This is a genomic window from Sphingopyxis sp., from assembly GCF_016793825.1.
Lineage (GTDB): Bacteria > Pseudomonadota > Alphaproteobacteria > Sphingomonadales > Sphingomonadaceae > Sphingopyxis.
The window spans coordinates 16,198-40,088 of the sequence record NZ_JAEULM010000044.1 but is presented as its reverse complement, the minus strand read 5'-3'; the positions used below and the strand labels follow the sequence as shown (position 1 = coordinate 40,088).

The 23,891-nt window shown below is 62.4% G+C and carries 23 protein-coding genes and 2 tRNA genes; 3 read left to right on the top strand and 22 right to left on the bottom strand.

Features of this window, described 5'->3' with window-relative positions:
- The 7 genes from JNM03_RS13130 to JNM03_RS13100 form a co-directional block, all read right to left on the bottom strand.
- A complete protein-coding gene (locus JNM03_RS13130; RefSeq protein ID WP_294037217.1) occupies positions 1–711 on the bottom strand; it encodes a PEPxxWA-CTERM sorting domain-containing protein in 711 nt (236 codons plus the stop codon).
- Between the two features lie 242 nt (positions 712–953).
- Positions 954–1,030, bottom strand: a tRNA-Pro gene (locus JNM03_RS13125).
- A gap of 35 nt (positions 1,031–1,065) precedes the next feature.
- A complete protein-coding gene (locus JNM03_RS13120) occupies positions 1,066–1,269 on the bottom strand; it encodes a hypothetical protein (protein WP_367235895.1) in 204 nt (67 codons plus the stop codon).
- A 60-nt stretch (positions 1,270–1,329) separates the two neighbouring features.
- Entirely contained in the window at positions 1,330–2,541 is a 1,212-nt protein-coding gene (locus tag JNM03_RS13115; RefSeq protein ID WP_294037215.1) for a M20 family peptidase, read from the bottom strand.
- A gap of 73 nt (positions 2,542–2,614) precedes the next feature.
- Positions 2,615–2,690 (bottom strand) — tRNA-Ile (locus JNM03_RS13110).
- A gap of 64 nt (positions 2,691–2,754) precedes the next feature.
- Positions 2,755–3,786 (bottom strand): polysaccharide deacetylase family protein, encoded by a 1,032-nt coding sequence (locus JNM03_RS13105; protein WP_294037213.1) that lies wholly within the window; start codon positions 3,784–3,786, stop codon positions 2,755–2,757.
- A gap of 35 nt (positions 3,787–3,821) precedes the next feature.
- Entirely contained in the window at positions 3,822–5,477 is a 1,656-nt protein-coding gene (locus tag JNM03_RS13100; RefSeq protein WP_294037211.1) for a histidine kinase dimerization/phospho-acceptor domain-containing protein, read from the bottom strand.
- 181 nt (positions 5,478–5,658) lie between these two features.
- On the opposite strand from JNM03_RS13100, the gene JNM03_RS13095 reads away from it, so the two are divergent.
- Complete coding sequence (locus JNM03_RS13095) at positions 5,659–6,132, top strand: Lrp/AsnC family transcriptional regulator (RefSeq protein ID WP_294037956.1); 474 nt, start codon at positions 5,659–5,661, stop codon at positions 6,130–6,132.
- A 68-nt stretch (positions 6,133–6,200) separates the two neighbouring features.
- Here JNM03_RS13095 and JNM03_RS13090 read toward each other — a convergent pair whose 3' ends face one another.
- Together JNM03_RS13090 and JNM03_RS13085 are read right to left on the bottom strand one after the other, a co-directional pair.
- A complete protein-coding gene (locus JNM03_RS13090; RefSeq protein WP_294037209.1) occupies positions 6,201–7,490 on the bottom strand; it encodes a tetratricopeptide repeat protein in 1,290 nt (429 codons plus the stop codon).
- Positions 7,491–7,650: 160 nt separating this feature from the next.
- Positions 7,651–7,947, bottom strand: coding sequence for an Hpt domain-containing protein (locus JNM03_RS13085; RefSeq protein ID WP_294037207.1), 297 nt, complete (start codon positions 7,945–7,947; stop codon positions 7,651–7,653).
- A gap of 69 nt (positions 7,948–8,016) precedes the next feature.
- On the opposite strand from JNM03_RS13085, the gene JNM03_RS13080 reads away from it, so the two are divergent.
- Entirely contained in the window at positions 8,017–10,386 is a 2,370-nt protein-coding gene (locus JNM03_RS13080; RefSeq protein WP_294037205.1) for a hypothetical protein, read from the top strand.
- A gap of 33 nt (positions 10,387–10,419) precedes the next feature.
- Complete coding sequence (locus tag JNM03_RS13075; RefSeq protein WP_294037204.1) at positions 10,420–10,848, top strand: GNAT family N-acetyltransferase; 429 nt, start codon at positions 10,420–10,422, stop codon at positions 10,846–10,848.
- A 10-nt stretch (positions 10,849–10,858) separates the two neighbouring features.
- Here the strand turns inward: JNM03_RS13075 and JNM03_RS13070 are convergent, their stop codons facing one another.
- The 13 genes from JNM03_RS13070 to nuoG are packed head-to-tail and all read right to left on the bottom strand — an operon-like array spanning position 10,859 to position 23,890.
- Positions 10,859–11,119, bottom strand: coding sequence for a DUF1467 family protein (locus JNM03_RS13070; RefSeq protein WP_294037203.1), 261 nt, complete (start codon positions 11,117–11,119; stop codon positions 10,859–10,861).
- A 3-nt stretch (positions 11,120–11,122) separates the two neighbouring features.
- Positions 11,123–12,757: a ribonuclease J gene (locus JNM03_RS13065; RefSeq protein WP_294037201.1), complete on the bottom strand. Its 1,635-nt coding sequence runs from the start codon at positions 12,755–12,757 to the stop codon at positions 11,123–11,125.
- A complete protein-coding gene (locus tag JNM03_RS13060) occupies positions 12,754–13,539 on the bottom strand; it encodes a type III pantothenate kinase (protein ID WP_294037200.1) in 786 nt (261 codons plus the stop codon). Before JNM03_RS13060 ends, JNM03_RS13065 begins: the two co-directional genes overlap by 4 nt.
- A 1-nt stretch (position 13,540) precedes the next feature.
- Positions 13,541–14,341, bottom strand: coding sequence for a biotin--[acetyl-CoA-carboxylase] ligase (locus tag JNM03_RS13055; RefSeq protein ID WP_294037198.1), 801 nt, complete (start codon positions 14,339–14,341; stop codon positions 13,541–13,543).
- On the bottom strand, positions 14,263–15,696 hold the full coding sequence (gene nuoN, locus JNM03_RS13050; RefSeq protein ID WP_294037196.1) for an NADH-quinone oxidoreductase subunit NuoN: 1,434 nt from the start codon (positions 15,694–15,696) through the stop codon (positions 14,263–14,265). The genes JNM03_RS13055 and nuoN overlap by 79 nt, the downstream gene beginning before the upstream one ends.
- On the bottom strand, positions 15,693–17,240 hold the full coding sequence (locus JNM03_RS13045) for an NADH-quinone oxidoreductase subunit M (RefSeq protein WP_294037194.1): 1,548 nt from the start codon (positions 17,238–17,240) through the stop codon (positions 15,693–15,695). Before JNM03_RS13045 ends, nuoN begins: the two co-directional genes overlap by 4 nt.
- Complete coding sequence (nuoL, locus tag JNM03_RS13040; RefSeq protein WP_294037193.1) at positions 17,237–19,285, bottom strand: NADH-quinone oxidoreductase subunit L; 2,049 nt, start codon at positions 19,283–19,285, stop codon at positions 17,237–17,239. Before nuoL ends, JNM03_RS13045 begins: the two co-directional genes overlap by 4 nt.
- A gap of 4 nt (positions 19,286–19,289) precedes the next feature.
- The gene (gene nuoK / locus JNM03_RS13035) at positions 19,290–19,595 is read right to left on the bottom strand and encodes an NADH-quinone oxidoreductase subunit NuoK (protein WP_003051614.1); all 306 of its coding nucleotides are present in this window, start codon (positions 19,593–19,595) and stop codon (positions 19,290–19,292) included.
- The gene (locus JNM03_RS13030) at positions 19,592–20,203 is read right to left on the bottom strand and encodes an NADH-quinone oxidoreductase subunit J (protein WP_294037186.1); all 612 of its coding nucleotides are present in this window, start codon (positions 20,201–20,203) and stop codon (positions 19,592–19,594) included. The genes nuoK and JNM03_RS13030 overlap by 4 nt, the downstream gene beginning before the upstream one ends.
- Positions 20,204–20,215: 12 nt before the next feature.
- The gene (gene nuoI / locus JNM03_RS13025) at positions 20,216–20,704 is read right to left on the bottom strand and encodes an NADH-quinone oxidoreductase subunit NuoI (RefSeq protein WP_294037185.1); all 489 of its coding nucleotides are present in this window, start codon (positions 20,702–20,704) and stop codon (positions 20,216–20,218) included.
- A complete protein-coding gene (gene nuoH, locus JNM03_RS13020) occupies positions 20,701–21,744 on the bottom strand; it encodes an NADH-quinone oxidoreductase subunit NuoH (RefSeq protein ID WP_294037183.1) in 1,044 nt (347 codons plus the stop codon). The genes nuoI and nuoH overlap by 4 nt, the downstream gene beginning before the upstream one ends.
- Positions 21,741–21,881: a hypothetical protein gene (locus JNM03_RS13015; protein WP_294037181.1), complete on the bottom strand. Its 141-nt coding sequence runs from the start codon at positions 21,879–21,881 to the stop codon at positions 21,741–21,743. The genes nuoH and JNM03_RS13015 overlap by 4 nt, the downstream gene beginning before the upstream one ends.
- Positions 21,878–23,890 (bottom strand): NADH-quinone oxidoreductase subunit NuoG, encoded by a 2,013-nt coding sequence (gene nuoG / locus JNM03_RS13010; RefSeq protein WP_294037179.1) that lies wholly within the window; start codon positions 23,888–23,890, stop codon positions 21,878–21,880. Before nuoG ends, JNM03_RS13015 begins: the two co-directional genes overlap by 4 nt.
- Between the last annotated feature and the right edge of the window lies 1 nt (position 23,891).

The following is a 23,891-nucleotide window of genomic DNA, read 5'->3' as shown; positions in this document are numbered from 1 at the left end:
TTACGACGCCGCCCGCCGGAAGACCAAAGACGGGCGCACGCTTCGACGCCTGCGCAGCGTCGCGCCAACCGCGCCGAAACCCAGAAGCATCATGGCCCAGGTCGCCGGCTCCGGCACGCCGTCCGCAACGTTCACATAGGTGCGGAAATTGAGGTCAGAGGATGGAAATCCACTCAGTGCTGGTGCGGCTATCGAGAGCGCTCCACCGGCGTATCCGTTGCTCGTGGTCGTCGGATTGAAATAGTTCCAATTGGTGAATGTCGTACATCCCGTCGCCCCACAGGGGTCGGCAGACTGTGAGAATGTATAAGTCTGGCCAGCTACAATAGAAATGCCCAACGTCGAAAAGTCGAAGCTGCTCAACGCGATGAAAGGAATGTTTGATGCCGCCCGCGATATCGTCCCGAGAAGGGTCGTTCCCGGCGTCGTTTGGTTTCCACCGCCATACACGCTCAAATAGACGTTGCCGCTGCCAGACCCGGACGCGATGACGTCAATGAGAGCCAGTGTCCCGGTCTGCGTGGCCGTGAATGTCTGATACAGAATCGTCGGAGTGAAGGCAGGATCGGGTTGCCCGGAAAAAAATCCACTCGCCGAAGGACTTGGGGGAGCAACAAGGTTGTCGACGTCCAGCGTGGTGGCAGCGTGAGCCTCTGAAGCAATCGAACTGCACAGCAAAACGCCGGCGCAAACGATGAAAGCATTTCTCACTGTCTATCCCCCCAATCGGCGCGGTAGCCGCAAGCCCATCCGGATTCGGGCTACCACGCCGGTTCGGTTGGGTAAACTAGGCCTTAAGAATAGGTTGCGTCCCAAAATATGTCATGCGCGAATCACCCGATTGGAAACGCGAGGGGACGCCAGGGAGCTCATATTCGGCGTGAGCGCTGAACCTGTACCAACGCTCGCAGATCTCAGTGCATAATTTACTGAAAATAAGTCATAAAATAAAATGGTCGGGGAGACAGGATTCGAACCTGCGACATCTTGCTCCCAAAGCAAGCGCGCTACCGGGCTGCGCCACTCCCCGAGTGCGGGCGCCTTAGACGGCGTGATCGCACAAGTCTATCCCGCAGACGTCGCAATCAACCGCGCATAGAAATCGATCATCCGTTTGAAACTGTCGATCGCCATATGCTCGTTGGTGCCGTGGATCATCGCCGACTCCTTGAGAGAGAAATGCATCGGCATGAACCGGTACACATCCTCCGACACCGGCTCCATGCTGCGACTGTCCGTGCCTGCGACGACAAGTGTCGGCGTCAACACTGCGCCCGGCGCATCGGCGCGTGCCGCCGCCGCGATCCATTTCCAACCCTGCGAGTTGGTTTAGGACACCCGCGAAGGCTCGCGCGGGGGCTTGACCCATGCGAGATCGACCCTGGTGTCGCCGACCGCCTCCCGCGCGCGCGCCATGACGTCAGCCGAGCTGTTCCATGGCGCTATGCGATAATTGATCAGCGCATTCGCCGACTGTGGCAGGACATTTTCCTTTGGGCTTCCCTCGATCATCGTCGGTGCGATCGTGGTATGGAAGGCGGCTGCCGTCGTCGGCGCAGCGCCAAGCTGGCGTTTCAGGAGTGGACCGAACAACCATTGGTTCGCGACGGCCATCTTGGTGGTCCCACCCTTTTTGGCTGCAAGCGCCTCGATCATCGATGCACCGGGGCCGCGCACTTCGAACGGGAACGGCTTTCCGGTGATGGCCAGCACGGCCTTTGCCAGCGTCTCGACGCCGGTCTCCGCAGGCGGCATGGAACTATGCCCGCCCGGCGCGTTTGCCGTTACCTTCAGCGCGGCATAGCCTTTTTCCGCAATGCCGATCATGATCGCCGGACCGTTGATCACCGGAGTGTCGGTGAGAACGATGCTCCCTTCGTCGAGCGTGAAGATCGCCTTCACACCTTCAGCCTTGAGCTTGGCAGCGGCCGCGACCGCCCCCGTGCCGCCCGCTTCCTCGTCGTGCCCCGAGACGAGATAGATGCCGCGCTTCGGCTTGAAGCCGGTTCTGGCAAGCGCATCGAGCGCCTCGAACAATCCGACGAGCGATCCCTTGTCGTCAACCGTGCCGCGACCCCACACCGCCTTGTCGGCAATCGTCCCGGCGAACGGGGGATATTTCCAGTCGCCTTCGGTGCCCGGCGTGACAGGGACGACATCCTGATGCGCCATGAGGATGATCGGTGCGAGCGAGGCGTCGCTGCCCGGCCAATGATAGACGAGCGTCCGGTTCGGAAGGATCGTGCGCGCCATCGCGGCATGGACGGCGGGATAGGTCGAGGCGAGCCATGCATGGAGCTTGTCCCACTCCGCCACTTCATTATCCGCCGGGTCTTGATGGGAAATAGTGCGAAGCTGCGCTGCTTCGCTGAGATGATGCACTGCCGCATCCAGATCATAGCCGGGTGCCGCGGCAAGCGTCACATCGCTTCCATCGGCGACATCCTTGGGAGCGAAACCCGCAGTGCGTACCGCCACCGCGGCACCCACAATCGCGATCGCCGCCAATCCCCCAAGCAATACCGCCCGCCGCTTGCGCATAAACCTCTCCTTCGTCTGACGCGCCTATGGAACGCGACGAGTTGCAATTTGCAAGGGAATAGTCCGGCGAAAATGGTGGGCCCGGCAGGACTCGAACCCGCAACCTAGCCGTTATGAGCGGCCAGCTCTAACCGTTGAGCTACAGGCCCCCGTTTCGATACCCGACGGGGATGTGCGGGCGATAGCGGAGCAGGCCGATGATTGGCAAGCCGCTTACGCCTCGCCGGGTGGAGCATTTCGGGCCGCCATCGCCAAAATTCCCGCCGTGTCGACGGCCTCCACGCCGCGGCGCTGCAGATGGCCCAGCACCACGTCCCACCAGCGGTAGAAGCGGTCGAGGTCGCTGTCGGTCCGGACATATGGTGTATTGCCGGGCTGCAAGGATGGCGAATGGAACGAAAAGGTCAGAATCGGCAGCCGTTGATCGAGCGCGATATCAATCGCCCGGCACGCCCGCTCCGCCGGAATGCCCTCAGGCGTCATCGCAATGCGCTCGACAAGGCCAAATCGCGCGAGCGCCGCACCGGCATGCAGGCCGTTGCGCGCGATCTGGTGATAGATGCCCTGCCCCCTCCGCCCAAGGAAACCGCCGAAGACCGTCGTGACCGGGACTTCCAATACCGCACCCGAAGACGTCGATACCCACCATGGATTTAGCGGCGCGGCGCGATAGTCCGGGCCCTGCCCCTTGCGATAGTCGAAACCCGCGCGCACCGACGTATCGCAGCGGAAGCCAAGCTCCGCGAGCATCGTCGCGGTGTCGGAGCCCAAACCATAGCGCCCGGCCCGATAGGCGGTGGGCACGACCCCGAAGCGGCGCGTGATCGCATCGCGCAGCGCCGTCATTTTGGCACGTTGCAGATCGTCCGGGAGGTTTCCCGCATAGCTGTTGCGTTCGTTGACATCCTCGGCGTGGGGTGGTGTGACCCAAGGGTGGAGCTGCGCGCCGATATCGCATCGACCCACCTTTTGTGCCTTGCCCAAGATATCGACCGCGCGGTCGTCCTGAACGATCGGCCAATCGACCAGATAGATCGGCACGACACCCGCACGTTCGAAAAATCCCTGGCATTCGGCAAGCGCGGGTACCGAATCCAGCCGAAACCCGGTGCGTGCGAACGGAGCGGCCCAGTCGAAATCCTCTTCGGTATCGATCGTCACCCAGAAGCGCGGGCGTTCGTCCGCAGCGAGCGCAACGAGTTCGGAAACCGCCGGATATGCCTGGAAATCGCCCGCAGGCCGCACCTTGATCTCCCCTGCCTTCGAGCGCCTCGCCGTAGCTATTCGCCCTGCTGGATCCCGAGTTCGGTATCCGCACTCGGGTTGGCCGAGGGGAGATGCAAGGTCAAGGCGTTATGCCCGATGTCGAGCCGCCCGCCGACGCTCCGCGCGAGGCTGTCGACCAGGCGGAGCGAGAAACCGAGGCTGAGGATCGCGGCGCCGGGCGCTTCGCCCTCCGGGCTGAAGCTCGGATCGAGCAGATCGGCGGCGGTGGCAAATCGGATCGCAAGCGGGCGCACGATACGGACCTGAAGCATGTCATCGTGCCCCGCCTCGACGACGAGTTGTCCAACAAGCGTCGCGCCGGGTTCGGACACGTCGAGCAAAGCGGTCAGCAACCGCCCGATCATCCGACGCGAATTGGTGTCATTGGCACGAGCCAGAAATGGTCCGCCAATTCGCGAGATGCTGAGGTCGACTCGCTGTTCGGCCATGACATCTGCCAGATCCCCCTGCACCTGCGTCATGACGACGCCGATATCGGCAACCTCGCCCGGGGCCGCGACCTGAGGACTGCTGACCGTCCGCGCCGCGGTTTCGAGGTCCTCGATGATCTCCTGGATCGCGCCCGCATCGCCGACGATCGTTTCCGCCATCGCACGATACGAGGTGCTGACCGGGCCGAACATCTGGCTCGAGATGATTTGCGCGAAACCGGAAATGGCATTGAGCGGGCTGCGCAGCTCGTGGATCAACTGGCGGATCGAATCGCCCGGGTCGGCCGTCGCAGGGCGTCCATAAGGCATCTCGCTTTGTTGGGGCCGCCGGGCGCTGCCACGATAGCCGCGAAACTGGCCGGTCGCCGGATCGAACCAAGGCAGGGCCGAGAAACGCCATTCCCCCGATTCGGTCGCCGACCCTTCCAGAATCATGCGGGCGTTGATGATTTCCGCGCGCTGGCGGAACGCGCCTGCTGCTGCGCCATCGGCTCCGGGTTCGCCCGCGAAAGCCGATTCCGCGATGGACAGTCCGATCGCCGCCCCGCGCGTAACACCATCGACCCAGCGGATCACGCCGTCCGCGCCCGTCTCGAACAGAAAGATGCTGCGCGCCGCGCGCGTTACGGTGTGGCTGCGCGACGACTGATATTTGTCGATGCGGCGGACGAGCTCGCTGATCTGGCTTGGGGCCGCTTCGGCCACCTGTGCTTCGGTCGGCTGCACCTCGATCGCCGGGGTGTCGGCGGGCAGGATTTCGGCAACCCTGACGGTCACTACCGAGGTCGCTTCAGGCTGCGGCAGCGCAACCGATCCCGCGCCCAGGCTTTCCAGAGCGCGCCGGATGCTCAGCGGCAGATCGTCACGGCCGGCCAGAATGGAGCGCGCGGTCGCCGCGGTCGCCGGAAGCAGGGCAAGCCAATCCGTCTCGGCCAGCCGGGCGCGACGCAGCATGGCTGTCGATACGGCCGGAACATCGTTCGCATAGAAAGCCACCAGCGGTGCAAAACGTCCATGACGCGCGATCGACTCCGCACAATCGCGCCTGACCTTCTCGGGAACTTCGGGGCGCAACACCGCGAGCGCATGAAATGACCGACGAATATCGTCTTCACCCAGTTGATTGCCACGCTGCGCCAGAATATCGGAAATCTGGCGCCACGCTGCGATACTGGCGCGGCGATCCCGAGGCGCTTGGCGCAAGATGGTCGCGATCATCGAGTCAGCAGTCACACGAACCCCGCCCCACTCACTTTGTTGGTTAGCATATGCTTAGCGGCTAGCGTGAATCCGGCAGTCAGGAAAGTGGGTTCACGATCCACGTCACATTGTGGGACAATTGCATTCGCCTGAAATAATATTATGGTCATCGCAGTTTTAGAAAGCGGATGTTTCAATGATGGCGAGCCAGAAATTCGATCAGATCGACCTGCAGATCCTCAGCGAGTTGCAGAAAAATGGGCGGATGACCAACGTAGAACTGGCGCAGATGGTAGGACTCACCGCCCCTCCATGCCTGCGCCGGGTCCGCGCGCTCGAAGAGGCCGGCGTTATCCGGTCGTACCATGCCGACCTGGATGCAGCGAAGCTGGGCTATGGCATTACCGTTTTCGCAATGGTCAGCCTCCGCAGCCAGGCTGAATCCGACCTCCAGTCCTTTGAAGATTATGTCGGAAAATTGCCCGAAGTTCGCGAATGCTACATGCTCAACGGCGAGATCGACTTTTTGCTGAAGGTTGTCGCGCGCGATCTGCAAAGCTTCCAGTCGTTCCTGACCGCGCATCTGACGTCGGCGCCCAATGTGACCAGCGTCAAGACGTCGCTCACGATTCGCACGGCCAAACAGCTTGCGGGAATTCCCGTCGAATCCTGAAATCCGCATTCAAAGACGAAAAAGGGTGCCCTCCTCTCGGACGGCACCCTTTTTTCGTCGCCGTCGGCTCAGCTAGCGGGGGCGGCAGGCGCAGCAGGAGCCGCAGGTACGACGCGCGGCGGCGTCTGGATATGAACCGTCCAGAGCTTTGCGAGTCGCGCACGATTTCCCGTCACCTTCGCGAAGCTTGCGATCGCGGCATCCTTCTGGCCCGCGAGCGCCTGCGCCACACCCAGCCGGTATTGCGCGACCGGGTCGGTCGCAGCGATGCCTTCATAGAGCGGGATTGCCTTGGCATATTCGTCGATCCCGACAAGCGCATCGGCGGTCGCACGCGCGGCCTTTGGCGTTGCCGGCGGTTTCGATGCGTCGGCGAGCAAGCCCGCCCTGTCGGACTTTGCGCGGTCGCGCTGCGTGCTCAGAATCTGGGCAAACCGTTCGTCGGTCTCGGTAAAGACCTTGCGCTTGATCCCCTGCTCGACGACGGAAACGACTTCTCCCGGATAGCCGGCTTCGGTCGCCAGCGCCGCATATTCCAGATACTCGCCCCGATCGCTCATGGCGTCGGTCGCCCGCATCAGGCGCAGGACGTCGATGTTCAGATCCTTGTCGCCCCCGGCCTGCTGCAACAGGACATAAAGCGTATTGCGCCAAACGGCGGGCTGCGGCCAGTCGCGGACACGAAGAGTCAGAATATCGAGCAGCTCATCGGTCCGCTTCGCTGCCTGCAAGGCCTTGGCGGGCCGCACATACAGCTCCTCCGACGGCTGCTGGCCCGCCGCACGGGCCGCCTCGATCGAGGCCTTGGCAAGCGCGACGCCCTGATCGACCTGATTGTTGTTCAGATAGCTGTCGACCAGCAACAGCGGAAGACTCGCCTCGGTCGATCCCGACGCCTTGGCCGCCTCAAGCCGCTGAATCGCCTTGGCGTAATTCCGGTCGCCATAAGCAAAATTGCCCGAGAAGAAATTATAGGTTCCCTGCATTTCGGCTGGCGACACGCCCGAATCGAGCATTTCATCAAGCCCCTGACCTTGCGCCGCCTTATCCTTGTTCAGGATACCGAGCTGGAGACGATAGTAGCCCAGCCAATAGCGATCGCCGGCCTCCGTCGGGCTTGCAGCCTGCGCTTCGGCAAGCGCGGTCTGCAGCGTTGCGGCATCCTTGGCGTTGGCCGCGTCCATCATCTTTTTGACTGCAGGGCTAAAACCCTTGCTGACGGCCACCTGCGCTCCCTTGGAGGCTTCTTCCTTCTTGGGCTTTTCCTTGGCGGCGGCCGGGGCAGCGCTCGCCATCAACGCGCAGCCGGCGACGGCGGTCATGGCCGATACGGACACCTGGCGGAATCGGGTCAACATCGAAATCTCTCCTCAGAAACGGCCGCCTTGCCGGGAGATAAGCAGAGGTCCAGCCGCGGTCATAACGCGGCTAAACCGGTAGCGTTGCCAAGGCAAGACGGCCGAAGTCGATATTTCTTTCGACGATTCCGGCTGAACGGGATTTGAACCCGCCAGGCGATCAGGAAAGCGCGTCGATCACCGCGTTGATTTCGCGCAAAACGGCCGGATCGCCGGGGGCGCCGTCCATCGCGGCTTCGGCAAGCTGAATGAGCGGGATAATGCCGAAGGTCGCGGCAAGGCTCTTCAGACGTTCGGCCGCGGCGTACCAGTTTGCATCGCAGCGTGAACGGCGCATCAGGTCCGAAAGCTCGCGTGCACTCGCCATGAGGCTCGCGCGCAATTCCATCGCGACGGCCGGATCGTCTCCCACCGCTGCGCTGATATATCTGTCGAGAGGACCGCTATCGAACGACATTCCACAGCCTTATCCAGATCGTAGTTAAGTTTCCGTTTCATGGCGAGCATTTGATGCTAAGATGGCAGGATGACGGGGGAAAAGAAAATCGTTGGATTGTGGCGGGATTCCGCTGCAAACCCGGACGCCGAGGGCGAACCGCGGGCCGAAGTTCCCGCGAGCGAACCCGCGCCCAGGGCGGAGGCCGAGAGCCCCGCCGAACGCGACTGGCTCGACATGTCATCGCTTGCCGACGCCGAGGAGAGTTGGACAGCCGACGAACCATCAATCGCCGCGCCGGCATGGCGCGACCGGGTCGCACCAGCCCTTCTGATCCTGCTTGCGATCGGCTGGACGGCCTTCGCGCTGGCGATGGCGACAGGCTTGTTCGCCCATGGCGTCGCGCTCGCGGACTGGCCGGCGTTGCTCGCGACGATCGCCATGCCGCTCACGCTTTTTGCGGTTCTGTGGATGGCCCTGCTTCGTTCGGGCCGATCCGAGCAAGCGCGCTTCGCACGGGTTGCCGGCGCGCTGCGCGACGAGAATAAGGCACTGAACCAGTCGATGCACGCGCTGGGACGTCATCTCGCCGACGCGCAAAAACAACTCGCGGATCAGGCGAAGACGATTCAGCAGCTCGGACTCGATACCGTCATGCGGCTGAGCGAGAGCAGCGACAAGCTTGCGACCAACGCATCAGTCATCGCCAACGCGCACGACCAACTCGCACGATCCGGCGACGTCGCGATGCAACGAATGGACGGCCTGCTCGCCGGGCTCCCCCGGATCGACGACGTCGCACAGCGACTGGCGGTCAATTTCCGCGAAGCGGGTCTTGTCGCCCATCAGCAGGGCGCAAATCTCGAAGCGCGGCTCGCCGCGCTTGGCGAGGAAGCGGCAAAAGCGGCGCAAACCGGCGAGGCATCGGCCGCCGGCCTGCAGGATGCGATCGGCGCGCTCCGACAGCAAGCGAAGGAAACCGAAGAAGGCCTGCTCGCGACCTCGTCGCAGGTCACCGACGCGCACGCGGTTGCCCTCGCGCAAATGACGCAGGCTTCTGCAACCGCACGCGACGACCTCAAAGCGACGATAGGTGCGGTCACGGGCCAGATGGACGGAAGCTGGAAGCAGTTTCGCGACGGGGTCGACGCGGCGGCGGCGCAACTCGACGCCCGGCTTGCCGCCGCGCGCGAAGCGGGCGACGCGATGGGCGCGCAGCTCTCCGCGCATGGCGACGCGAGCGGCGCACTGGCAGCGCGCATTACGGCGCATGTCGCCGAGGTCGGACAACAGCTCGCAACCCTCGACGGCAGCGTGTCGGCGAGCACGGGCGTGATCGCGCGCGCGATCGACGATACGAAGGGTCAACTCGCAGCCTTCATGGCTGAGGTGCAGACCGGCAACGGGTCCGCGCATCAATTGATCACGCAGGCCGAATCGCTGCTTCTCGCGCTTGATGCGGTGACGCGCGAACTTGACGAGACATTGCCCCACGCGCTCGATCGCATGGTTTCGCACGGCAAGACGACGCAGTCGACGCTGTCGCAGCTCAAGCCGATGCTGGAGGCGTCCGAACTGGTCGCGCAATCGACCCTGTCGCACGTGAACGCGGTCAAATCGACGCTCCAGCAGAGCGAAGACAAGATGGCCGCACACGCCGAGAGCCAGCAGGCCCTGGTCGATCGCATCAACGCCTCGTTCGCCGACGCCGATGCGGCTCTTTCCAAGCTGCGCAATGGTGCCGACGAATTTGCGGAACAAGGTGGCGCACGAATGATCGCGACGCTGGGCGAGGTCCGCAAGACCGCCGATTCCGCAGCCGAAGAGGCACGGCAAACCCTCAACAAGCTGGTTTCTGGCGCACGCGAGGCGATGCAGGCCACCGCTACCGAAGCGATCGATGCGGCGTTCAAGACCGAGATCATGGGGCAGCTCTCCGCGATCGAAGAGGCTTCGCAGCGCGCCGTCGAAGCCGCCAATGGCGCGGCGGATCGGTTGATGCGTCAGCTCATCACGATCATGGACACGAGCGCGAGCGTCGAACAGCGCGCGCTGGAGGCCGAACAGGCGATCGCGGCGTCGGATCGCGATTCGCTCGCGAAGCAGGTGGGCGTGCTCACCGAAGCGCTCAAATCAACGGCGATCGACGTCACCAAGATCCTGTCGAGCGAAGTCAGCGATACGGCTTGGGACGCCTATCTGAAGGGCGACCGCGGGGTATTCGCGCGCCGTGCCGTAAAGCTGGTCGAAAATGGCGAAGCGCGTGAAATTCTGCGCCTCTATCAAAGCGATGACCGCTTCCACGCCTCGGTGAACCAGTTCATCCATGATTTCGAGGCCATGTTACGCCTGCTGATCGGTGCCCGCGACGGATCGGCGATCAGTGTGACGTTGCTGTCATCCGACATCGGCAAGCTCTATGTCGCGCTGGCCCAAGCGATCGACCGCCTGCGGAATTAAGCAGCGATCTCGTCCGATAGACATCCGAGTAGCATGAGTGAGGTTTCGATCAGAACGACAATGCATCCCAGTGATGCAGAGCAGGCGGCTGTGTTGGATGTCCTGCAGCAGTATACAAGGCACAAGGTGCCTTCACTCGACAACCATGATTTTGCGGCGTTTGTGACAACAGACGACGTCAGCCGCGTAGTCGGCGGGCTGATTGGATCGTCACGTTGGGGCGGCTTCCATGTCGAATTAATCGCCCTGCCGGATGCCCTACGCGGCAAAGGCTATGGCGCGAAGCTGCTCGATCTAGCGGAGCAGGAGGCGCGGCGTCGTAACTGCCATCACATGCTTCTGGACACTTACGACTTTCAGGCCAGACATTTCTACGAACGCCGGGGATTCCATATATTTGGTGAAATAGAGGGGCCCGCCCCATACTATCCACGTTACTTCATGAAGAAGCAGCTTAGCTGAACGGAAAACCCTACACCCGGCCCGTGAATACGTCGGGGTCAGCCCAGCCGTTCACATAGGCGACGTAGTAGACGACAAAGCCGATCGTCGCGAGGATGGTCATCTGGAGGAGGATGCGTGCGGGGCGGAAACTCGCCGGCGCCCCCGGTTCCTGCCCCCTGACCAGCGGCGTTGCATCATCCTCTGCACGGCGGCCGTGAAAGGGGAGCACGAAGAAAGCGCTGAACGCCCAGAACAGCAGATAGATGGCGAGGGCCGAGGTCCATTTCATTGGTCAGATATCCACGATCAAAACATCGGTGACGGGCTTCTTGCCGGTCCAGTCCGTCGCAACGCGGCGAACGCCAAGGCGGATCGCTTCCCTGAGTGCGTCGCGATCGCGGGCCTTGCCCGTCGCGGCCTGCCCGGCGGCGTCGTTCATTTCTTCGAGGAAGGTCTCGCGATCATCCTCTACCGGGACGCCGCGATAGTGGATCGTGCTGCCCCGGAACTGGCCGCCGGACAGCACGACAGCCACCGAAATCTGGCCGTGCAGCGACAATTTGCGCCGCTCGTTGATCGTTTCCCCATCGGCGGGAAGGATCACGTCGCCATCGAGGATCAGGCGACCCGAGCGTACGCGCTCGACGATGCGCGCAGGTCCCGGCGCGAGCCGGAGGAGGTCGCCGTTTTCCTGTACCAGCGCATCGGGAACGCCCCTTTCGAGGGCGAACCGCGCCTGTTCATGCATATGACGGATTTCACCGTGGACCGGCAGAACGAGCTTTGGCTGGAGCCAGCCATAGAGCGCCGCGAGTTCGGGCTGCCCCGGGTGGCCGCTGACGTGGATATGCGCCTGCTTCTCCGTAACCGTCAGTACGTCCTTGGCGGCGAGCTGGTTCATAATCCGTCCGATCGCGACCTCGTTGCCGGGAATCTGCTTCGACGAAAAAACGACCGTGTCGCCGGCCTCCAGCTTGATCTGGTGCCCGTCGGCCGCCATTCGCGCCAGCGCGGCCCGCGGCTCCCCCTGCCCGCCCGTCGCGACGACCATGACCTTGTTCCGCGGCAACCGCATCGCTTCGTCGAAATCGACGGTCGGCGGAAAATCCTTCAGATAACCGACCGAGCGCGCCACGCCGAGAATACGATCAAGCGAGCGCCCTGCGACGCACAAGGTACGGCCGGTCGCCTTTGCCACTGCCCCCAGCGTCGCGAGCCGTGCGGCGTTCGAGGCAAAGGTCGTGACCACGACGCGCCCCTTCGCCGCGCCAACGGCCGCCAAAAGCCCGTCACGAACGCTGCCTTCGCTGCCCGATGCTTCGGCATTGAAAGCGTTGGTCGAATCGCAAACGAGAACATCGACGCCTTCCTTGCCGATGGCTGTCAATGTCGCCGCCGTGGCGGGCGTGCCCAGAATGGGCTCGTCATCGAGCTTCCAGTCGCCGGTATGGAAAACACGTCCATAGGGCGTATCGATCACGGCTGCGCTCATTTCGAGGATCGAGTGCGCAAGTGGAACAAGGCGAATGTCGAACGGGCCGATCCGGAAACTGTCGTCGATATCGACAACGTTGATCTTGACCTCCTTCTCGATCCCCTCCTCCGCCAGCTTGTGAGCGATCAGGCCCGCCGTGAAGCGGTTGGCATAGAGCGGCACACCCAGATCGGCGGCAAGATAGGGGATCGCGCCGATATGATCCTCATGCCCGTGGGTCAGCACGATGCCCAGCAAATCCTCCTTGCGATCCTCGATGAATTCGAGGTCGGGCATGACGATTTCGATACCCGGATAGTCGTGGCTGCCAAAGGTCACGCCCAGATCGAGCATGATCCACTTGCCATCGCAGCCATAGAGATTGGCATTCATCCCGATCTCGCCCGACCCGCCGAGCGCGAGAAAAAGCAACTCCTTGCCGGGAACCGTCATGCGCCGATGCCCCGCTGATTATAGAGGTGCATCAGGCCGTTGAGCGTCAGGTCCGGCTCGATCCGGTCGAACAGGTGCGCCTGCTGGTCGAACAACGTCGCGAGCCCACCGGTCGCGATGACGGTAAGCGGCTTGCCGATTTCGGCTTTCATACGCGCAATCAATCCTTCCATCATTGAGACATAGCCCCAATAAACCCCGATAAGCATCTGGCTTTCGGTTGTTCTTCCAATAACGCTGGCCGATGCGGGCGCTTCAATCGCGATGCGTGGCAGCTTTGCCGCGGCGGCAACCAGCGCTTCGAGCGACAGATTGACCCCCGGTGCGATGATGCCGCCGAGATACGCGCCATCAGGCCCGATATGATCGAGCGTCGTCGCCGTTCCGAAGCTGATGACGAGCTTGTCCTTGCCGGGCTCGACCGCTTGCGCCGAAATCGCGTTGACTGCTCGGTCGGCACCGACCGATTGCGGTTCGTCGACCTTGAGCGCGATCCCCCAGCTTACCGGTTCGCGTCCGGCAACCAGCGCATCGACGCCAAAATATTTATGAGCAAGCAGTTGAAGATTGTGAAGCGCGCGCGGGACCACCGTCGAGATGATCACGGCATCGACATGGACCCGATCAAAGCCCTCGATCCGCAAAAGCTGATCAAGCCAGACCATATATTCGTCCGCGGTTCGGCGGTCGTCGGTCGCGATACGCCACCGCGCCAGAAGCTCCGAATCCCGGAAAAGTGCGAATTTGGCGTTGGTATTGCCGACATCGATTGCAAGCAGCACCCTATTTCCCCTCCAGCGGCCGGCGCAGTTCGACATCGCCCGCGTGCACAAGCATGATCTCTCCGTCCGCGCGGCGCAAGCGAAGCGCCCCATCAGCGGCGAGGCCGTCGAAAACACCGTCAACCTGCTGTTCCGACAGGCGCAGCGGCGTCCCGACCCGATGGCCGAGCGGCAACCAGGATCGCACGATGCTGGCGACGCCTTCCTGGCGCCAGGTCCACACAGTATCGACCATGGCAACGGCCAGAGCCTCGGCGAAATGATCACGGTCGAGCATAGCGCCGCGGTCGGCGAGTGCCACGGTCGCCCGGTCCGCAAGCTCCGGCGCTGTGATCAGGTTCACGCCGATGCCGATCACGACCGAATTGCCGGTCCGTTCCATCAGGATCCCCGCGCATTTCGCCCCGTCGATCAATAGATCGTTAGGCCATTTGAGCCGCGCGTCGATACCGGGTGCCAGCGCCGCGACCGCCTTTGCTAACGCCACGCCGGCAACGAGCGCCAGCGTCGCCGGCTGCGGATCGCCGGTAGTCAGATGAAGGACCGTCGAGCCCATGAAATTGCCAAGCCCATCACCCCAGGGGCGACCCAGGCGACCTCGCCCCGCCGTCTGGCGATCCGCGACGAGCCAATGCCCCTCCCCCACATGTTCGCCACGGGACAGCCGGGCCAGCAGGTCGGCGTTGGTCGAACCTGTCCGCTGGATCCGCTCAATCGGCGGGATCAGAAGAGTACCCCCGCAGCGCTTGCCGAAAGAGCGGCGAGTGCCGGAATGAAGAGATAGCCGACGACCGAGAGCCACAGCGCGCTGGCGGTGATCACCGCGTCTTCGACGACGACACCGCCGCCCGCAGGGAATTCGGTCTCAGACTTGTCGTCGAAGAACATCGTCTTGATGATGGCGATGTAATAATACGCGCCGATCACCGATGCGACGATCCCGGCCACCGCCAGCGGCACAAGATTGGCGTTTACCGCAGCCTCGAACACGAGATACTTCGGCCAGAAGCCAAACAGCGGCGGAATGCCCGCGAGGCTGAACAGGAACACCGCAAACGCCCCGGCAAGGCCCGGCCGACGCTGCGACAGGCCGGCGAGGGCAGGAATGCTTTCGACCTGGTTCCCTTCGGCATCACGGAATTGCAGCACGACAAGGAAGGCGCCAACCGTGGTCACGACATAGACAAGGAGATAGGTCAGAACCCCTTCGACCCCTTGCTGCGTTCCCGCAGCAAGGCCGATCAGCATGTAACCGACGTTGTTGATCGACGAGTAGGCGAGCAGACGCTTGATATTCTTCTGTCCGATCGCACCGACGGCGCCAAGGATGATCGATGCCAGCGCGAGGAAGATGAGGATCTGCTGCCACGCCCCGATCGCGGGGCCCATGGCGTCAATAACGACGCGCGTCAGCAAAGCCATCGCCGCGACCTTCGGAGCCGTCGCAAAGAAGGCGGTCACCGGCGTCGGCGCGCCTTCGTACACGTCGGGCGTCCACATGTGGAACGGCACGGCGCTGATCTTGAAGGCAAGCCCCGCAATCACGAAAACGATACCGAAGATCAGCCCGATATTGAGCTCGCCGCCCATCGCCGTGGCAACGCCGGCGAAATCGGTCGTCCCGGTAAAGCCGTAAAGCAGCGAAATACCATAGAGCAATATCCCCGACGCCAACGCGCCGAGCACGAAATATTTGAGGCCCGCTTCGCTCGACCGATCGTCCGTGCGCATGAAGCTGGCCAGCACATAAGCCGCGAGACTGTTGAGTTCGAGCCCCACGTACAGGGTCATCAGATCGCGCGCAGAAGCCATGATTCCCATGCCGAGCGCGGCAAAGATGATCAGCGCCGGATATTCGGCGCGCATGCCGTCCTTGAAGAAACGGGGCGCAATGAACAGGCATACAAAGCTGGCGGCATAGATGAGCAGCTTTGAAAAGCCGCCAAAACTGTCGACCGAAAGCGTGCCCGAAAAGACCGTCGCGTCGGTCCCGAACATGGTCACGACCGCGGCCGCAGCGATGGCGAGGGTCAGCATCGCCGCCAATTGATAAAGGCCAACGGCCCTGTCACCGAAGAAGGTTCCGAGCATGAGCGTGATCAGGCCGCCGATCGTCAGGATCAGCTCGGGCCAGATGAGTGCGAGATCGGCGGTCATTGCACGCCTCCCGCATGATGCGCTTCGCCATGCGCGGCGCTTGCCGGCTTGGGCTTGCTTGCCGCCAGATGCGCGTCACCGGCGGGCTTCGCAGGTGCAAGGCGCGCGACGACCGTCGTTACATCGCCGCGCATCGGCGCGAGGAAGCTTTCGGGATAAACACCCATCCACAGCGCCACGGCAGCGAGCGGCGCGAGGATCGCCCATTCGCGGGGATTGAGGTCGGGCATCGCCTTCACATCGTCCTTGGTGAGTTCGCCGAACACGACGCGGCGATAGAGATAGAGCATGTAAGCGGCGCCCAGAATGATGCCCGTCGTGCAGACAAAGGCGACCGCGCTCGACGCCTCGTAAATGCCCGCAAGGCTCAGGAATTCGCCGACGAACCCGCTCGTGCCCGGCAGACCGATCGACGCCATCGTGAACAGCATGAAGAACAATGCATAGGCCGGCATGTTCACCGCGAGTCCGCCATACCGGTCGATCTCGCGCGTGTGGAGACGATCGTAGATCACGCCGACACAGAAGAACAACGCCGCCGAGACCACGCCATGGCTGAGCATGATGATCAGCGCGCCTTCGATCCCCTGCTGGTTCAACGCATAGAGCCCGGCGGTGACGATCGCCATGTGCGCCACCGACGAATAGGCGATCAGCTTCTTCATGTCACTCTGCACCAGCGCCACGAGGCTGGTGTAGACGACCGCAATCATCGACAGAGCAAAGACGATCCACATGAATTGCGCCGACGCCTCGGGAAACATCGGCATCATGAATCGGATGAAGCCATAGCTACCCATCTTCAGCAGCACGCCCGCCAGGATCATCGAGCCCGCCGTCGGCGCCTGCACATGGGCGTCGGGAAGCCAGGTGTGGACCGGCCACATCGGCATCTTGACCGCAAGGCTGGCAAAGAAGGCAAGCCAAAGCCAGGTCTGCATTTCCGGCGGGAAGTTATAGACGAGCAACGTCGGAATATCGGTCGTGCCAGCTTCGCCGATCATCGCGATCATCGCGATCAGCATAAGCACCGATCCCAGCAGCGTGTAGAGGAAGAATTTGAACGCCGCATATTTGCGGTTCGCGCCGCCCCAGATGCCAATGATGAAGTACATCGGGATCAGGCCTGCTTCGAAGAAAATATAGAACAGCAGCAGATCCTGCGCCGCGAAAACGCCCAGCATGACGACTTCCATGATCAGGAACATCGCCATGTAAAGGCCGACGCGCTTGGTAATCGATTCCCAGCTCGCAAGGATGCAAAGCGGCATCAGGAAGACGCTGAGCATGATGAGCATCAACGCCATGCCATCGATACCGAGCGCATAGTTGAAGCGACCGAACAGCCCTTCGTGCAGTTCCTGGAACTGCCACTGCGCGCCACCGACGTCGAACTGGGCCCACATCATGAGTCCAAGCGCGAAATCGATCAGCGTCGCGCCCAGCGCGATGAAGCGCGCGTTGCGATCGCTCGCAAAGACGCAGGCGATGGCGGCGACCGTCGGGACCGCCAGCATCAGCGAAAGAATGGGAAGCCCGCTCACAGGAAATTCACCATGGCCCAGCTTGCGAGACCGACGAGGCCGAGCAGCATCACGAACGCATATCCATAAACATAACCCGATTGCAGCCGGACCGCGAGCCGGGTCCCCCCCGCGACGAGCGCCGCGACGCCATCCGGACCGAAACGATCGATGGTGCCTTCATCCCCACGCTTCCAGAAGAAGCGGCCGATCGCAAAGGCGGGCTTCACGAAGAGGATGTTGTAGAGCTCGTCGAAATACCATTTGTTGTACAGGAACTGGTGCAGCAGCTTGAACTGCGCCACGAACCTCGCCGGCAGCGTGGTGTTGCGGATATAGCTGTTCCACGCAAGAAACAGACCGATCGCCATCGCCGTGAACGGCGTCCATTTGACCCACAGCGGCACTTCGTGCGCGGCATGCATCAGATGCTCGTCGAACGCGAGGCTGCCCTTCCAGAACGCCATGCCCTCTTCGGGGTAGATGAACTGGTGATGGAAACCGATGCCGGCAAACACGGCGCCAAGCGACAGAATAACGAGCGGGATCAGCATGCTGATCGGGCTTTCATGCGGGTGATAACCCGCGGTGCCGTCGCTATGCGCATCATGATGATGATGGTCGTCGTGCGCCGCATGCGCATGATCGTCATGGCCGTGGCCGTGATCGTCGTGAACCGCGTGCTGGATATGCTCGCTCTGTTCCCAGCGCGCCTTGCCATAGAAGGTCAGGAAAACGAGGCGCCACGAATAGAAGCTGGTGAGGAAAGCCACGAAAATGCCGACCCAGAAGGCAATGACGCCACCGCCGCCGCTTGCGAAAGCCGCCTCGAGAATACCGTCCTTCGAATAGAAGCCGGCAAAGCCCGCAACCCCTGCGATACCGACGCCGGTGATCGCCAGCGTGCCCAGCATCATCGCCCAATAGGTGATCGGGATCGATTTCCGCAGATTGCCGTAATAGCGCATATCCTGTTCATGGTGCATCGCGTGGATGACCGAACCGGCACCAAGGAACAACAGCGCCTTGAAAAAGGCGTGCGTGAACAGGTGGAACATCGCCGCGCCATAGGCCCCCGCGCCGGCGGCGAAAAACATATAGCCGAGCTGCGAACAGGTCGAATAGGCGATGACGCGCTTGATGTCCCACTGCGTCGTCGCAACGGTTGCGGCGAAGAAGCAGGTCGCAGCGCCGACGAACATAACGACACCCTGCGCGACCGGTGACGTCTCGAACATCGGCGACAGGCGGCACACCATGAACACGCCTGCGGTGACCATGGTCGCGGCGTGGATCAGCGCCGACACCGGGGTCGGCCCCTCCATCGCGTCGGGAAGCCATGTGTGCAGACCAAGCTGCGCCGACTTGCCCATCGCGCCGATGAAAAGCAGCAGACAGAGGATCGTCATCGTGTCGAGACGCATCCCCATGAAGCTGATCGTCGAACCCGCCATTCCCGGTGCGGCCGCCAGAATCTCGGGGATCGAGACGGTACCGAAGACGAGGAAGGTGCCGAAAATGCCAAGCATGAAACCAAGGTCGCCAACGCGGTTGACGACGAACGCCTTGATCGCCGCCGCATTCGCGCTCGGCTTCTTGTACCAGAAGCCGATCAGCAGGTAAGATGCGAGGCCGACGCCTTCCCAGCCGAAGAACATCTGGACGAGGTTGTTCGCGGTCACGAGCATCAACATCGCAAAGGTGAAGAGCGACAGGTATGCAAAGAAGCGCGGCTGGTCCGGGTCTTCCTCCATATAGCCCCAGCTATAGAGGTGGACGAGCGCCGACACCGTCGTGATCACGACGAGCATCACCGCGGTCAGCGTGTCGACGCGCAGTTCCCAGTTGAACTGGAGCGCGCCCGAGGAAACCCAGTGCAGCACCGGCGTCACACTCGCTTCGCCGCTGCCCGTCACGAAGGACAGGAAGATCGGCCAGCTCAGGGCGCAGCTGGTGAACAGCGCGCCCGTCGTCAAAATTTTCGACGGCACATTGCCAATGACCCGCTGGCCGAGGCCTGCGATGATTGCCGCGAGCAGCGGCAGGAAAACGATCGCCTGGATCACCGGTTTACCCCTTCATCCGGTTGGCATCGTCGACGGCAATGGTGCCGCGGCCGCGGAAATAGATAACGAGAATGGCAAGGCCGATCGCCGCTTCGCCCGCGGCGACGGTCAGCACGAACATCGAGAACACCTGCCCGACGAGATCGCCCAGCGCCGCGCTGAAAGCGACGAGGTTGATGTTCACCGCCAGCAGGATCAGCTCGATCGCCATCAGGATGACGATGATATTCTTGCGGTTGATGAAGATGCCGAGCACGCCGAGCGTGAACAGAACCGCCGAAACGGCGAGATAATGGCCGACCGAAATCACAGTTCCATCCCCTGCCCGACGCCCGGATCGACCAGGCGCGTCGCATCCTGCGGACGACGCCGGTTCTGGGCCGAGATGTTCTGGATGCGCACCCCGCCGCGATGACGATGCGTCAGCACGATCGCGCCGATCATCGCAACGAGCAGGACGATGCCCGCCGCCTCGAACAGGAAGATGTAGCGCGTGTAGAGCAGCTCGCCGATCTGCTGAATATTGCTCTTGTCACTGACGACCGGCGCCGCGCGCGAAGCGAGATCAATACCGCCGGCACTCCATGCCCCGACTGCGAACACGAGCTCGGCAGCGAGGATGATCGCGACGAGGGCACCAAGCGGCAAATAGCGAACGAACCCTGCGCGCAGTTCGGCAAAATCGATGTCGAGCATCATCACAACGAACAGGAACAGCACCGCGACCGCACCGACATAGACGATGACAAGCAGCATCGCGATGAATTCGGCGCCCGCGAGGAGCATCAGCCCCGCCGCGTTGAAGAAAGCAAGGATCAGCCACATGACGCTGTGGACCGGGTTGCGCGCGAAAATCACCATCGCCGCGGAGGCGATGACGACGGTCGCAAACAGATAGAAGGCGAAGAGCTGAATCATGTCCGCGCGCCCTTATCGATAGGGCGCGTCGGCGGCAAGATTCGCCGCGATCGCGCGTTCCCATTTGTCGCCGTTGGCGAGCAGCTTGGCCTTGTCATACAGCAGCTCCTCGCGCGTTTCGGTCGCGAATTCGAAGTTCGGCCCCTCGACCACCGCATCGACCGGACAGGCTTCCTGGCAGAAGCCGCAATAGATGCACTTGGTCATGTCGATGTCGTAGCGCGTCGTCCGGCGCGAACCGTCGTCGCGCGGCTCGGCCTCGATCGTGATCGCCTGCGCCGGGCACACCGCTTCGCACAGCTTGCACGCGATGCAACGTTCCTCGCCGTTCGGATAACGGCGCAGCGCATGCTCGCCGCGAAAACGCGGGCTAAGCGGGTTCTTCTCGAACGGATAGTTGATCGTCGCCTTCGGCTTGAAGAAATATTTCAGCGTCAGCCAATGGGCCTTCACAAATTCCCAAAGCGTGAAGCTTTTGACGAGATGGGCAACGTAACTCATGAGTACCTCGTCAGCATCAGATAGCCGGAGATCAGGAATATCCAGAGAAGCGATATCGGCAGAAAGACCTTCCAGCCCAGCCGCATCAACTGGTCGTAGCGGTAGCGCGGGACGGTCGCTTTGACCCAACTGAACACGAAGAAGAAGAACAGGATCTTCGCGAACAGCCAGATGATGCCCGGCACGGCGTAGAGCGGCGCCCAGTCGAGTGGGGGCAGCCAGCCGCCCCAGAACAGGATCGCGTTCAGCGAACACATCAGCAGCACGTTCGCATATTCGCCGAGCCAGAAGAGCGCGAAGCTCATGGACGAATATTCGGTCTGATAGCCGGCGACGAGCTCGCTCTCGGCTTCGGTGAGGTCGAACGGCGCGCGCGCCGTTTCGGCGAGCGACGAAATCAGGAACATCACCGCGAGCGGGAAGAGCAGCAGATTGAAGCCGAAGGCGTTGACGATGCCGAGCCCGTGACCCTGCTGCGCTTTCACGATCTCGTTCATGTTGAAGCTGTCGGCAAAGAGGACGACGCCGATCAGGATGAACCCGATCGACACTTCATAGCTGATCATCTGCGCCGAGGCGCGCATCGCCGAAAAGAAGGGGTATTTGGAGTTCGAGGCCCAACCCGACAGGATCACGCCATAGACGCCGAGCGACGAGATCGCGAGGATATAGAGCAAGCCGACGTTGATGTCGGCAAGGATCGCGCCCGAGTTGAACGGGATCACCGCCCAGGCCATCAGCGCCACCGTGAAGGTGATGATCGGCGCAATCAGGAACAAGCCGCGGTTTGCACCGCTCGGAATGATCGTTTCCTGCAGGAACACTTTCAGGCCATCGGCGAAACTCTGGAGCAGGCCGAAGGGACCGACAACGTTCGGGCCGCGGCGCAGCGCCATCGCCGCCCAGATTTTGCGGTCAGCATAGATGATCATCGCGACGCTCAGCATCAGCGGCAGCGCGATGAGCAGGATGCCGGCGACGGTCGCCACGCCCCATGCCCAATCCGGGTCCATCCCCCACGAGATGAAAGTCTCCGTCATTTCTTGGCCCCGTCCTGATTCCGCCAGCCGTTATGCGGGCCGGGCTGTTCGGACTTTCCGCGCGGATTGAACCCGCGCCAGACGGCATAGCCCATGCCCATAAAGGCAGCGCCGGCGACGATAGGTACGTGGATCATTCCGCGGCCTCCGCAAAATCTGCGCCATGAATCAGCTCTTCCGAGCAGCGCTGCATCGTCGGCGATGCGCGGCAGATGGCGTTGGTGAGATAGAAGTCCTTGATCGGTGACGGGATCGCCCGGACTTCGGGCTTCGCGGGCAGCTTCGGCACCGACCAGCCGTAGCCGGCAAGGCCTTCGGTCCCGAGCGCCGGCACCGCCGCGATCATCGCGGCGCGGCACTGCTCGAAACTGTCGAAGCCGACCGAAACGCCCAGTGCGTCGGCGAGCGCCCGGAAAATGCTCCAGTCCTCGCGCGCGTCGCCGGGCGCAAATGCCGCCTTTTCGCTGCGCTGGACGCGCCCTTCGGTATTGACGGTCGTGAAGTCCTTTTCGGTCCATGCTGCGGCGGGCAGGATGACATCGGCGGCGTGCGCGCCCTTGTCGCCATGATGGCCGACATAGACCTTCAACGTCTTGTCGAAGGCCGAGAAATCGACCTCGTCGGCACCGAGGAATAAGGCGAGCTTCGGCTTGGCCGCGACAATATCCTTGATGCCTCCCGGCTGTGCATAGCCGAGCATCAGTCCGCCCATGCGGCTTGCCGCCATGTGGACGACGCTGAAGCCGTTCCAGCCGTCCTTGACGGCGCCGACCGCCTTGGCGAGCGCCAACGCCGCCCCGTGCACGCCGGGAACGGCAAGGCCGCCGCCGCCGAGGATGATCAGCGGACGTTCTGCGCCCTTCAACGCTTCGGCCGCACCCTTGGGCAGTTTCGCAACCAGCGACGCATCATCGCCGAGCCATTCGACCTTATAGGTCTGATCCTTCTCCGGCCCGATCGCAAACGCCTTTGCCCCCCTCTTCCACACGGCCTTGCGCAGGCGCGTGTTGATCAGCGGCGCTTCCCAGCGAAGATTCGTGCCGACGAGCAGGACCACATCGGCATTTTCCGCCGCGGCGATGCCGGTGTTGAAGTTGACCGCCGACAGGCTGGTCACGTCATAGTCGAGGCCGGTCTGGCGCCCTTCGAGCAGGTCGGAACCCAGTGCATTCACCAGAGCCTTCGCCGCGAACATCGTTTCGCAATCGACAAGATCGCCCGCGATCGCGGCAACCGATTTTCCAGCCTTCGCCGCCTTGATGGCGTCAAACGCTTCGGCCCAAGTCGCCTCGACGAGTTCTCCATTCTTGCGCACAAACGGACGATCCAGCCGCCGGCGGGTCAGGCCATCGACGTGGTGGCGCGCCTTGTCGCTCGCCCATTCCTCGTTCACGTCGTCATTCACCCGCGGCAGCACGCGCAGCACCTGGCGTCCACGGCTGTCGATGCGCACGTTGGTGCCGACCGCATCCATCATGTCGATGCCAAGGGTCTTGGTCAGTTCCCACGGACGGGCTTCGAACGCATAGGGCTTCGACGTCAGCGCGCCGACCGGACAAAGGTCGACGACATTACCCGACAGTTCGCTTGCGACCGCGCGCTCGAGGTACGACGTGATCTGCATGTTCTCGCCGCGATAGATCGCGCCGATATCCTCGACCCCTGCGACTTCCTCCGCAAAACGGACGCAGCGCGTGCACTGGATGCAGCGGGTCATCACCGTCTTGACGATCGGCCCCATATATTTCTCGGTGACCGCGCGCTTGTTCTCGTCATAGCGCGTCGCGCCGCGGCCATAGGCGACCGACTGGTCCTGCAAATCGCACTCGCCGCCCTGATCGCAGATCGGGCAGTCGAGCGGATGGTTGATGAGCAGGAACTCCATCACCCCCTCGCGCGCCTTCTTCACCATCGGGCTGTCGGTTCTGATGATTTGCCCCTCGGCGGCAGGCAGCGCGCACGACGCCTGCGGTTTTGGCGGTCCGGGCGCAACCTCGACCAGGCACATGCGGCAATTGCCCGCGATCGACAGGCGTTCGTGGTAGCAGAAGCGCGGAATTTCCTTCCCCGCCAGCTCGCACGCCTGCAGCACGGTCGCGCCCTGCGGAACCTCTATTTCCAAGCCGTCTACGGTTACTTTAGGCATA